10 protein-coding genes are annotated in these 12,798 nt (G+C 48.0%); 8 read left to right on the forward strand and 2 right to left on the reverse strand.

Annotation, left to right across the window (positions count from 1 at the left end):
* Positions 1-3: 3 nt before the first annotated feature.
* Both GQ359_RS03300 and GQ359_RS03305 read right to left on the reverse strand, forming a co-directional pair.
* Positions 4-963, reverse strand: a complete 960-nt coding sequence (locus GQ359_RS03300) for a hypothetical protein (protein WP_215387533.1) — start codon at positions 961-963, stop codon at positions 4-6.
* Between the two features lie 57 nt (positions 964-1,020).
* Entirely contained in the window at positions 1,021-1,809 is a 789-nt protein-coding gene (locus GQ359_RS03305) for a patatin-like phospholipase family protein (RefSeq protein ID WP_371822466.1), read from the reverse strand.
* A 326-nt stretch (positions 1,810-2,135) separates the two neighbouring features.
* Here GQ359_RS03305 and scpB point away from each other — a divergent pair, with 326 nt between their 5' ends.
* The 8 genes from scpB (at position 2,136) to typA (ending at position 12,727) form a co-directional block, all read left to right on the forward strand.
* Positions 2,136-2,849, forward strand: a complete 714-nt coding sequence (scpB, locus tag GQ359_RS03310; protein WP_215387535.1) for an SMC-Scp complex subunit ScpB — start codon at positions 2,136-2,138, stop codon at positions 2,847-2,849.
* Positions 2,850-2,855: 6 nt separating this feature from the next.
* Positions 2,856-4,616, forward strand: a complete 1,761-nt coding sequence (rluB, locus tag GQ359_RS03315; protein WP_215387536.1) for a 23S rRNA pseudouridine(2605) synthase RluB — start codon at positions 2,856-2,858, stop codon at positions 4,614-4,616.
* A 173-nt stretch (positions 4,617-4,789) separates the two neighbouring features.
* The gene (gene rimP, locus GQ359_RS03320; protein WP_215303141.1) at positions 4,790-5,281 is read left to right on the forward strand and encodes a ribosome maturation factor RimP; all 492 of its coding nucleotides are present in this window, start codon (positions 4,790-4,792) and stop codon (positions 5,279-5,281) included.
* Complete coding sequence (gene nusA / locus GQ359_RS03325; RefSeq protein ID WP_215303144.1) at positions 5,278-6,759, forward strand: transcription termination factor NusA; 1,482 nt, start codon at positions 5,278-5,280, stop codon at positions 6,757-6,759. Before rimP ends, nusA begins: the two co-directional genes overlap by 4 nt.
* A 13-nt stretch (positions 6,760-6,772) precedes the next feature.
* On the forward strand, positions 6,773-9,556 hold the full coding sequence (infB, locus tag GQ359_RS03330; protein WP_215387537.1) for a translation initiation factor IF-2: 2,784 nt from the start codon (positions 6,773-6,775) through the stop codon (positions 9,554-9,556).
* A 14-nt stretch (positions 9,557-9,570) separates the two neighbouring features.
* Positions 9,571-9,939 carry a 30S ribosome-binding factor RbfA gene (gene rbfA, locus GQ359_RS03335; protein ID WP_015420788.1) on the forward strand — a complete coding sequence of 123 codons (369 nt, stop codon included), beginning with the start codon at positions 9,571-9,573 and terminating at the stop codon, positions 9,937-9,939.
* A gap of 6 nt (positions 9,940-9,945) precedes the next feature.
* The gene (gene truB, locus GQ359_RS03340) at positions 9,946-10,857 is read left to right on the forward strand and encodes a tRNA pseudouridine(55) synthase TruB (RefSeq protein ID WP_215387538.1); all 912 of its coding nucleotides are present in this window, start codon (positions 9,946-9,948) and stop codon (positions 10,855-10,857) included.
* Positions 10,858-10,909: 52 nt separating this feature from the next.
* The gene (typA, locus tag GQ359_RS03345) at positions 10,910-12,727 is read left to right on the forward strand and encodes a translational GTPase TypA (RefSeq protein WP_215387539.1); all 1,818 of its coding nucleotides are present in this window, start codon (positions 10,910-10,912) and stop codon (positions 12,725-12,727) included.
* Positions 12,728-12,798 lie beyond the last annotated feature (71 nt).

Raw genomic sequence — 12,798 nt, forward strand, 5'->3', positions numbered from 1 at the left:
GTTTTAGAAGCTTGCCGCTAGGCCAATTGAAGTTCCTCGGACGTTCTGTCCAAATTGATACCGAAACACCAATCGCACCCTGCTAAACATGGGGTCTGAGGCGCTGCGATCAATTTCTACTCCAGTGCCCACAGAGGAGAGTGAATCAAAACCAAGAGCTCCACGGAGTTGACCAAGAAACTCAGTATGTGCCACCTCAAAGACAGCTCGTAGTGGCCTTTCTAAAACGGTAAGTGGTGTGGGGTATCTGGCTCGAGCCCACAATCCTAAACTTTGAGAGTCTGCGGAACCTTGAACGGCAGCGGAGCTATCAAAAGTATTGAGCGCAATATTGGTGTAGCGCAATTCTGCATCGTATTCACGTTCAGGCTTGTAATCCTCATAGTCCAACATGAGTGAGCCGCCAAGGCCATATGCATTCATACGACCTCCATTTAAGAACTGTAGGTCTACCCCTGTTTTATTTTCTATGATGCGACCTGCAATCGAGAGGTCGCTTTCTACATGGCCCAACATGATGTTGGCAATCGGACGAATGCGTAGCTGATCCGTTAGTGGAAAGTCCCAGCCAACGCCACCAGTTCCGGTAATACCATTCCAATTGACCGGTACCGTAATGCTGGTATTGCCTAAGCCATCGGTAAATGTTGGGTTGTATCGATTAAAGGCAATCGTACCCTCAAGGTAAAGTGGAAAGTTGGCGCTGATACGGTCTCCACCCCCAAGAGAAATCATTTGTAAATTTTGATTTTCTCCGCCTTTGTCGGTAATCGAGAGTGATCCGGTGGTGACATCTGGGGTCAGAGAGTAGCCCGTGATTGTCATGAAAGCATCGGTACGCTTTTTGAGATAGTTATTGGCTGCGACTGTAAATTGGCCTCCTGCCTGAGCATGGGCGTAATGCGCTTGAGTTGCAATGGATATTGCGATCAATAATTTAAGAAGAGTGGTGGTGGATTTCATAAACAATTGCACCGAATCCTAAATCAATCATCCCCACTTGGGAAGCTAGCCCTAGGGCTAGGATCGAAGTTTTTCTTTCAAGACGGCCATCTGCTCTTGGGCGGCTACCTCTCCAGCGAGGATTGCTGCATTTCTGGATTTGAAATCACCGCTATTCATTTGCTTGAGATGAGGCGTGATCACAATATCAGCGCTTTTGAGTTCGTATTGATTAATACTTCGCTGCATGATGGAGATCGTCTGTTGCATGACACCAAAGGTTCCGCTGGCATCTTGATGAACTGGCTCAGAGGAGATATTGACTGCAATTACCAGGGTTGCACCCATCTGTCTTGCATAGCTCGCTGGAACTGGTGCGACTAAACCGCCATCAACATATTCTTTGCCGCTAATGACGGCCGGCTGGAAGACGCCGGGGACACTGCATGAGGCGCGCACTGCTAGACCTGTATTGCCAGAGCGAAACAAAATACCTTTGCCTGACTGCAATTCAGTTGCCACAATTCCCAATGGAATGCGCATTTGCTCGATCGATTTATTTTGCACTTCACGGTTGACCATATTTTGGAGGGCATCCCCTTTGATGAGGCCGCCAAATCTTCCAACAAAAGGAAGTCCCCAGTCAGCAATGGTGGCTTCATCGAGCGTTAAGGCTAGTCTGTTCAAGTCATTACCAGTAGCACCAGATGCAAGAAGTGCTGCAATAACGCTGCCAGCACTGCTCCCGACTACGATATCGGGTCGAATCCCTTGAGCCTCCAGCGCCTTAATAACGCCTACATGGGCAAAGCCTCGGGCTGCACCTGCCCCCAATGCTAGGCCGATGACGGGCTTCCGGTTGCTCATGAGGCTACACCCAGCCAGGCCTGAGCCCCCAATCAGGGCGCTTAAACCAAGGCCTAGCCCCAGAAAACGGCGTCTCGGATCAAGCTCGGCGGATGAAAGTCGGGATGGAGCTGTATTTGCTTGCATGTGGCTATTGTATTGAGCCTACCTTATAATGGTCAGACGGTGAGCGAAAAAGACTTCGTTTCAGCGCGGGTAGCTATCCCATGAGCTTGTTGGAGATGAATTGCCCGTAGTAGCTAAATAGAGCCACCAGAACACCACCAACCCATTACTGAAATACATTTTTATAGTCTCATCAGGCCCTCCCTGATAGCCCGAATTTTATGGATGATCACAATAAACGCGTAATTGAAACAGCTCTCTTGTGCGCGCAAGAACCACTCACAGTTGCGGATCTGACGCGCTTATTTGCTGAGGATATTGCATCTAGTGAAATTGACGATGCTCTCTTAGAGCTTCAAAAAGCCTGGGAAGACAGAGGTATGGAGTTGGTACACATTGCTACTGGCTGGCGTTTTCAAAGCCGCTTAGCAATGCGTGAATATCTTGATCGATTAACTCCAGAAAAGCCGCCGAAGTATTCTCGTGCAGTAATGGAAACCTTAGCGATCATTGCTTATCGCCAACCAGTGACTCGCGGAGAGATTGAAGAGATCCGTGGTGTTGCAGTCAGTAGCAATGTGATGAAGCAGTTAGAGGACCGAGGTTGGGTTGAGGTTATTGGTCACAAAGAGACTGTTGGCCGCCCAGGTTTATACGCCACCACCAAACAATTCTTAGATGATTTAAGCCTTACCAATTTACAAAGCTTGCCAATGTTGGAAGATGCTGCGCCGATGGCTGCAGCGGAGCACTTAGGTCAGGCGGTTATGGAGTTTGATCCAAGCGCTACAGTTGAAACAGTTATTGAGTTGGATGAAAACGGTCAACCGGTTATTCAGTCAACTAGTGAAGAGACAAGTGCAGAGGTGGAAGAAGTTGAAGAAGTAGAAGAAGTTAATCCAGAGCCTGAAGACAAATCAGACGAACAAAAATAATTATTAATGACAAGTCATAACGAAAACGATTCATCTCCGATTAAACCTATATCGGATAATTCCTCTGGCTCTGAGGCTGCACCTAATCCTGCAGAAGGTACGAGGGGTGAGGGGCGCGAAGGCGGACAACGTCGCCCACGCCGTCAGGGCGCGGGAGCTAGCAAGCATCCCTTTAATAAGAAACGCCCATTTAATAAAGATCGGCCTCGTCGTGAGGGTGGTGAATCTGGTGGCCAGCGCGAGGGAGGTAATAATGCATCCGCTAAGCTCGCACCAAATCCAGCAGAGAGTGAAGCGTTGTTTGCCTCAGTGGTTTCTGGAGAATTCGATGCTGCATTAGATGCGCCTGAAGTGCTTGAGGTTAAAAATCCTGATGGCCTAAATGAGAATGAGATTTCTCATCAGACTGGTGCAGAGCGCCGCGCACAACGTGTGCGTCATGATGATGATGCGGATATGCCTAGCGATGATGAGATGAGTAGTTTGCAATTCGCAAATATCGATGATCTACCGCTGAGCTTGCGTGACGAAGTGTGGTCCGACCTAGACGGTTTGGACGACGATGCTGACGACGAAGATACTGTGAAGTTGCATAAGGTACTGGCTGATGTCGGTATGGGTTCACGTCGCGATATGGAAGACTTGATTATTCAAGGGCGCGTATCCGTAAATGGTTTACCGGCACATATCGGTCAACGTATTGGACCCACCGATCAAGTAAGAATTAATGGCAAGCCAGTACATCGCAAGATTCAGACTAAGCCACCACGTGTGATCATGTATCACAAGCCAGCCGGCGAGATCGTGAGTCAATCTGATCCTGAAGGTCGTCCAACCGTATTTGATCGTTTGCCAAAGCCGCGTCAAGGGCGCTGGATTGCAGTGGGGCGCCTGGACTTTAATACTGAAGGTCTTTTGTTATTCACCACTTCTGGTGAGCTGGCCAATCGCTTAATGCATCCTCGTTATGGCGTTGAGCGTGAATACGCTGTTCGTATTCTGGGTGACCTGAGTCAAGAAAATATGACTCAATTAAAGAGTGGTATCACCTTAGATGACGGCCAAGCTAAATTCTTACGTCTTTCCATGGGTGGTGGGGAAGGTGCAAACCGTTGGTATCACGTTGCATTAACTGAAGGTCGCAACCGCGAGGTTCGCCGTATGTTTGAGGCTGTTGGCCATACGGTTTCTCGTTTAATCCGAACTCGTTACGGCATTTTCTTATTGCCCCCACGCTTGAGACGGGGTAAGTGGGAAGAGATTGAAGCTGGTGGTATCTATAACCTGATGAAGTTTGCAGGTTTAAAAATGCCTCAGCCACAAGATAAAGGCCGCAATCCAAATCCTCAAGGTCGCGATCGCCGATCTCCTGCTGGCGAAGACTTTCAGCCCGATCCAATGCAAACCTCAGTTTCTTACTGGGGTTCACGGGATGCTCTCACCCAGGCCAGCGGTCATGGTGCCCTAACCCATCAAAGCAGAGGCGGCAAGCCTGGTGGCGGTGGACAGGGTGAAGGCCGCGGTCCTTTCCGGGGTCGTACCCAGGGTGGTCGTCCTGGAGCAGGTGGTCAGGGTGGTCAAGGTGGTGGGCAGGGTGGACAGGGCCAAAACCGCAATAAAGGTAAGAAAGTGCATCACGGGCAGTCTGCTTTTGTGACGGCAAGCCCTCAAAGTACTGGAAATGGCCCTAAGCGTGGGGCACCAAAAGGGCGCAAACCTTTCAATAAAGGCCCTAGAAAACCTCGAAATCCAAGCGAAAGCTTCTGATTTCTATCAGTTTTCCTCTAAATCGGCTATAATTTTGGACTTACAGCAGTTCGCTGCTGTTTTAAGTTGTTACCGACTGATGTTGCGATCAACGTAAGTCGGCCTGTTCTGAATTTCGAGAATATGGGCTTTGAAGCCCATTTTTTTTTGCCGTTTTGGATTGAAGGGTATTCGTGAAAGATCAGCGGATTATTTCTGCAGAGGTGGAAAACCTAGGGTACACGCTAGTAGATATCGAGCGTGAAGCCGGAGGTTTGCTACGTGTCACGATCGAAAACCCGGATTATGAGCGCTTGATTAATGTCCAGGATTGCGAAAAGGTGAGTCATCAACTGAGCTATACATTGCCAGTGGAAAACATCCCCTTTGAGCGTCTAGAGATTTCTTCTCCTGGTCTCGATCGCCCTGTGAAGTCAGCGGCTGATTACGAGCGTTTTTCCGGAATGGAAGTGGATTTGAAGTTGCGAGTTGCCGTTGGTGATCGCAAGAAGTTTCGTGGTGTGTTGCAAGGTTTGCTGAGTGGCGAGTTGGATTCGCCTGATGCGAAATTTGGTTTGTTGTTTGAAGGTGCTGATGGCACTGAATCTCAATTGGAGTTTTCTTTAGCCGAGGTCGATAAGACTCGGTTGGTCCCTGTTATTGATTTCAAAGGAAGAAAGTCATGAGCCGAGAAGTTCTCATGTTGGCAGACGCCTTAGCGCGTGAAAAGAACGTAGATCAAGCGATTGTGTTTGAGGCGCTAGAAATGGCGTTGGCATCAGCCACTAAGAAACGTTATCCGACCGAAGAGGTGGATATTCGCGTATCGATTGATCGTGAGTCTGGTGAATATGAAACCTTCCGTCGTTGGTTGGTTGTTCCTGATGAAGCTGGTCTCCAAGAGCCAGACAAAGAAATTCTTCATTTTGAAGCTCTCGAACAATTCCCCGATATGGAGGTTGGTGAATACATCGAAGAGCAAATCGAATCTCTAGCCTTTGGTCGTATCGGTGCACAAGCTGCTAAGCAAGTAATCTTGCAGCGCATTCGTGATGCTGAGCGTGAACAAATTTTGAACGACTACCTTGAGCGTGGCGAAAAAGTCATGACTGGTACCGTCAAGCGCGCTGATAAAAATGGTTTGATCATTGAATCTGGTCGCGTTGAGGCATTGTTGCGCCGTGATCAAATGATTCCAAAAGAGAACCTCCGCTCTGGTGATCGTGTTCGCGCTTATATCTTGAAAGTCGATCGTGAAGCCCGTGGCCCACAGATCGAACTCTCGCGTACTTGTCCTGATTTCTTGATCAAGTTATTTGAGAATGAAGTTCCAGAGATGGAGCAGGGCTTGTTGGAGATTAAGGGCGCAGCTCGTGATCCTGGCATCCGCGCAAAAATTGCTGTGATTACTTATGACAAACGTATCGATCCAATCGGTACTTGCGTTGGTGTTCGTGGCACACGCGTTACTGCAGTGCGTAACGAAGTGGCTGGCGAAGCAGTGGACATCGTATTGTGGTCTGAAGATCCGGCACAGTTTGTGATTGGTGCTTTAGCTCCAGCACAAGTATCTTCTATCGTGGTTGACGAAGAGCGTCACGCTATGGATGTGGTAGTTGATGAAGAGAATTTGGCAATTGCGATTGGCCGTAGCGGACAGAACGTTCGCCTTGCTAGCGAATTAACTGGTTGGCAGATCAACATCATGACTCCAGAAGAGTCTGCTGAGAAAACTGAAAAAGAAGCTGCTTCAGTACGCCAATTGTTTATGGACAAGTTGGACGTTGACCAAGAAGTTGCTGACATTTTGATTGAAGAAGGTTTCAATACTTTGGAAGAGGTTGCTTATGTACCCCTTTCTGAAATGTTAGAAATCGATTCTTTCGATGAAGACACCGTAAACGAGTTGCGTACTCGTGCACGTGACTCTCTCTTGACTATGGAATTAGCTAAAGAAGAGCGCGTTGGCGAAGTCTCACAAGATTTACGTTCTCTCGAGGGAATGACTACTGAATTGATTGCTAAGCTTGCTGACAATCAAGTTCACACACGTGACGACTTAGCTGAACTGGCTGTTGATGAGCTAGTTGAGGCGACACAAATTGACGAAGAAACCGCGAAAACGCTCATCATGAAAGCGCGCGAACATTGGTTTACTTCATGAGAGGAAGTAGTACATGGCAACAACAGTAAAAGTACTCGCTAAAGAATTAAAACGTACCGCGCCAGACCTTCTGGAGCAATTGAAGGCGGCCGGTATCGAAAAAGGTTCTGAGGACGACAGCATTACCGAAAAGGACAAGACTGTTCTGCTTGAGCATTTGCAAAAAGAGCATGGCAGTGCGGATACAGGTAGTCGTAAGAAGATTACTTTGATCAAGCGTGAAAACTCTGAGATTCGCCAGGCAGATTCTGCTGGGCGCACTCGCACCGTTCAGGTTGAGGTTCGTAAAAAGCGCGTACTAGTTAAGGCAGGGGATAAAGCTCCTGCAGAAGCTCCAGCTCCAGCGGCTAAAGAAGTTGCACCTGCAGCACCTGCTAAACCCATCCTCTCGGCTGAAGAGTTAGAAAAGCGCGCAGCTGAAGCTACTAGACAGGCTGAGTTATTAGCGCGTCAAGAAGCAGAAATGAAGGCGGCAGAAGATGCCCGTCAAAAAGAGGCTGACGCTGCAGCTGCTGCTAGCGCGGCCGAGCCGGTCGCTGAAAAAGCAGTCAAGTCAGATGACAGTGGTTCTGCTGCTGCCGTAAAAGCTGCAGACAAGAAAGCGCAAGCCGATAAAGCGGCCAAAGATATCGCTGACGCTAGTAAAGCGCAGTTAGCTGACATCACTAAACGTCGTGCTGCCGCTGAAGCTGAAGCTTTAGCGATTCGCGACATGATGAGCACACCTGCACGTGTACTCAAAGCGCCAAGTGAAATTGCTGCTGAAGAGGCTAAAAAAGGCACCCTTCATAAGCCTGCTAAGGCTGAAGGTGCAGACGATAAGAAAAAGGCCGTTGCTAAAGTTGGCGGCAAGACAATTAAGTCTGCAGAGACTTCATCCACCTGGCAAGAAGAGGGTGCCAAGAAGCCTGGCGGCCTCAAGACTCGTGGCGACAGTTCTGGTGGTGTAGGTGGTTGGCGTTCAGGCGGTGGCAGAAGAAAGCAACGTCAAATTGCAGAAGCTAACGTCGATACCAATTTCCAAGTTCCAACAGAACCAGTTGTACGTGATGTTCATGTTCCTGAAACCATTACTGTTGCTGAGTTAGCTCATGCAATGGCCGTGAAGAGTGCGGAAGTCATTAAGCTCTTGATGGGTATGGGTCAGATGGTAACGATCAATCAGATCTTGGATCAAGATACTGCCATGATCATCGTAGAAGAAATGGGTCATACAGCCCATGCTGCTAAATTAGATGATCCAGATTTAGATCTCGGCATTACTGGTCACGATGCTGAATTATTGCCGCGTCCACCAGTTGTTACGGTGATGGGTCACGTTGACCACGGTAAAACATCTTTGCTCGATAAGATTCGTGCAGCTAAAGTTGCTACTGGCGAAGCCGGTGGTATTACTCAGCACATTGGCGCTTATCACGTTGAAACGCCGCGCGGCATGATTACCTTCCTTGACACCCCGGGTCACGAAGCCTTTACGGCGATGCGCGCTCGTGGTGCAAAGGCTACGGATATCGTGATCTTAGTAGTTGCGGCGGATGACGGCGTGATGCCACAAACGAAAGAAGCGATTCACCATGCGGTTGCTGGTGGGGTGCCGATTGTTGTGGCGATCAATAAGATCGATAAACCAGAGGCAAACCTAGAGCGCGTTAAGACTGAGTTAGTTGCTGAGCAAGTGGTTCCAGAGGAGTACGGTGGTGATGTTCCATTTATTGGCGTCTCCGCAAAAACAGGTGATGGCATTGATGCCTTACTTGAGAACGTTCTTCTGCAAGCAGAAATTTTGGAACTTAAGGCAGCAAAAGATGCTCCTGCGCAAGGTCTCGTAATTGAAGCCCGTTTGGATAAAGGTCGCGGCCCAGTTGCCACTATTTTGGTTCAGTCAGGCACGCTCAAGCGTGGCGACATGTTGTTGGCGGGTTCAACCTACGGTCGCGTTCGTGCGATGTTGGATGAAAACGGCAAGCCATGTAATGAAGCTGGCCCATCTATCCCTGTTGAGATCCAAGGTTTATCCGAAGTTCCTGCAGCCGGTGAAGCGGTTCAAGTGGTTCCTGACGAGCGTAAAGCACGTGAGATCGCACTCTTCCGTCAAGGTAAGTTCCGTGATGTGAAGTTGGCTAAACAGCAAGCATTCAAACTCGAAACCATGATGGAAAACATGGAAGAGGGTGCGATTGAGGCGAAGTTGTTGCCGTTGATCATTAAGGCAGACGTACAAGGCTCTCAAGAAGCGCTGTCACAGTCATTGCAAAAGCTATCTACTGCAGAGGTGAAGGTACAAATCGTTCATGCAGCAGTGGGTGGCATTACTGAGACCGACGTGAACTTAGCAGTCGCTTCCAAAGCAGTCATCATCGGCTTTAACTCACGTGCGGATGGCGCAGCACGTAAGTTAGCGGAGAACAATGGTGTAGATATTCGTTATCACAACATTATTTATGACGCAGTTGATGAAGTGAAGGCAGCCTTGAGCGGCATGTTAACGCCAGATAAGAAAGAAGAAATCACCGGTATGGTGGAGATTCGTCAAGTCTTCTTGGTATCTAAAGTTGGTGCAATTGCTGGTTGCTTGGTTCTCGATGGCGTTGTTAAGCGCACCTCTAGTGTCCGACTCTTGCGTGAAAACGTAGTGATTTGGACTGGTGAACTGGATTCTCTTAAGCGCTTTAAAGATGATGCAAAAGAAGTTCGCGCCGGTGTTGAGTGTGGTCTGTCATTAAAAGGCTATAACGACATCAAAGAAGGCGACCAACTCGAAGCATTTGAAGTGACTGAAGTCGCTAGAACACTTTAAGAGCAATCGAGTTAATGCATAAAACTAGTCCTCATCGTAACCAGCGTCTCGCCGATCAAATTCAGCGGGACCTGGCCGAGCTAATCCCTCGTGAATTGCGTAGTCCAAGTTTAGGTTTGATTACTTTGCAAAGTATCGAACTCACTCCAGATTTGGCCCATGCAAAAGTCTTCTTTACTGTTTTGGGCGCAGAGCCTGAAGTAGCATTGAAGGCTTTGCAGGACAAGGCAGGCTATTTACATTCATTGTTGTTTAAGCGTTTGCACATTCATACTGTGCCTACCTTACATTTCCACTACGATAGTTCTGTTGAGCATGGCATTGAAATGTCTCGTTTAATTGATCAAGCAGTGGATAGTGATCGCAAAGACGAGAACGCATAAATAGCTATGTCTGTACGTATCGATGGCGTAGTCTTGCTTGATAAACCTGCTGGCATGAGCTCGCAAGGTGCAGTCACTGCAGTCAAGCGTGCATTTAATGCAGAGAAGGCTGGACATACTGGCACTCTAGATCCTATGGCTACTGGCTTACTCCCGATTTGCTTGGGTGAAGCAACGAAGTACTCTCAGGATTTATTAGAGGCTGATAAAACCTATATCGCTCAAGTGAAATTTGGTCAGCGCACTGATACTGGTGATGCCGAAGGTTTGGTTATTGAAGAGCTTCCTGTGCCTGTATTTGCTGATGAGGCTGCTATTCGAGTTGCATTAAATTCTTTGTTGCCAGCTTTCACGGGCCCGATTAGTCAAGTTCCCCCAATGTATTCCGCGCTCAAACGCGATGGCAAGCCTTTATATGAATACGCTCGTGCAGGTGTGGAGTTAGAGCGTCCTGCCCGAGATATTACGATTCATGCCATTCGTTGGACCAATATCAATTGGCCAGAAGCCACTTTAGAAGTGAGCTGTAGTAAAGGTACTTATATTCGCGTATTGGCGGAAGATATTGGTAAGGCTTTGGGTTGTGGTGCACATCTAGTTGGTCTGCGTCGCACCGAAGTAGGGCACCTCAATTTAGAGCAGTCTTTCACAATTGAGTCGATTCAGAAGGGCTTACAAGATAGCTCAAGCTATATCTTGCCAGTCGACGCGCTCTTGCAAACCTTGCCGCATTTAACTGTGGATGAACAACAAGCAAAGCGCTTGGAGATGGGTCAACGCGTCCCACTGAATTTACCTGCGATAGAAGCGCTAGTTCGTATCTATCGTGCAACAGCAGCCCCACATAACTTTATTGGTACTGGTGATTGGCGCTCTGGGGTTTTACATCCTAAGCGTTTGATTTCTTCGGCACATTAAGCAAACTTAACCCCTTATTTATTAACCTTATTCTTAACTTTAGAAGCTTCACATGACTAAACGCGCACTTCGTAATATCGCCATCATCGCCCACGTTGACCACGGTAAAACTACTTTGGTTGACCAACTCTTGCGCCAATCAGGCACATTCCGCTCCAATGAAAAAATGACCGAACGCGTCATGGACTCAAATGACTTGGAAAAGGAGCGTGGCATTACTATTTTGTCCAAGAACTGTGCGGTTGAATATGACGGCACGCACATCAATATCGTAGACACACCGGGACACGCTGACTTCGGTGGCGAGGTAGAGCGTGTGCTCTCCATGGTTGACGGTGTTTTGCTCCTGGTTGACGCGGTTGAAGGTCCAATGCCACAAACTCGCTTCGTAACCAAAAAAGCTTTGGCTCTCGGCCTGAAGCCGATTGTGGTGATTAATAAGGTTGACCGTCCAGGTGCTCGCACAGACTACGTCATTAATGCCACATTTGAGTTGTTTGATAAGTTAGGTGCAACTGAGGAGCAGTTGGATTTCCCAGTGGTATACGCGTCTGGTCTGAATGGCTATGCCGGTTTGACTGATGATGTGCGCGAAGGCGACATGCGCCCATTGTTTGATACTGTGCTTAAACATGTTCCAGTGCGTGATGACAATCCAGAAGGTCCATTGCAATTACAAATTACCTCTATTGAGTACAGCACTTACGTAGGTAAGATTGGTGTAGGTCGTGTAAACCGTGGAACTGTAAAGCCATTGATGGATGTGGTTTTCATGGACGGTCCTGATGGCGTTCAACGCAAAGGTCGTATTAACCAAGTATTGAAATTCCGCGGCTTAGAACGCGAGATTGTTGATGAGGCGCAAGCGGGCGACATCGTATTGGTAAACGGCATTGAAGATTTGGCCATTGGAACAACAATTTGTTCCCCTGATACCCCAGAAGCATTGCCAATGCTCAAAATTGACGAACCTACTTTGACCATGAACTTCATGGTGAACACTAGCCCATTGGCTGGTCGTGAAGGTAAGTTTGTTACAAGCCGTCAGATTCGTGAGCGTTTAGATCGTGAATTGAAGTCCAATATGGCTTTGCGAGTAAAAGAAACTGATGATGACACTGTGTTTGAAGTGTCAGGTCGTGGCGAATTGCATCTCACTATCTTGGTAGAAACAATGCGTCGTGAAGGTTACGAGTTGGCAGTTTCACGTCCACGCGTGGTATTCCACGAAGTCGATGGCGTCAAGATGGAGCCGTACGAGAACTTAACGGTTGACGTAGAAGATACAACTCAAGGTGCCGTCATGGAGGACTTGGGTAAGCGCAAAGGTGAATTACTCGATATGGTGAGTGATGGTAAAGGTCGCACACGTCTTGAGTACCGTATTCCTGCACGTGGTTTGATCGGCTTCCAAGGCGATTTCATGACCATGACTCGCGGTAACGGTTTAATGAGCCACACATTTGATTCGTACGCACCTGCAAAAGACGGCATCTTGGGTGAGCGTCATAACGGCGTATTGATCAGTCAAGATGATGGCGAAGCAGTGGCTTACGCTTTGTGGAAATTGCAAGACCGTGGTCGTATGTTTGTGAGTCCTGGCGATCCTTTGTATGAAGGTATGGTTATCGGTATTCATAGCCGTGACAATGATTTGGTTGTGAACCCAATTAAAGGTAAACAATTAACCAACGTTCGCGCCTCTGGTACTGACGAAGCAGTGCGCTTGGTTACACCAATCGCGATGAACCTTGAGTACGCTGTTGAATTTATCGATGATGATGAATTGGTTGAAGTAACGCCGAAGAGTATTCGTATTCGTAAGCGCTACCTCAAGGAGCATGAGCGTAAGAAAGCGGCACGCGACTAAGCTACTTCAAGCTACACAACAAAAGTCACCTCCGGGTGGCTTTTGTTCTTCATTGAAATCCATATTCCAAA

The organism is Polynucleobacter sp. AM-7D1 (assembly GCF_018688455.1).
Lineage (GTDB): Bacteria > Pseudomonadota > Gammaproteobacteria > Burkholderiales > Burkholderiaceae > Polynucleobacter.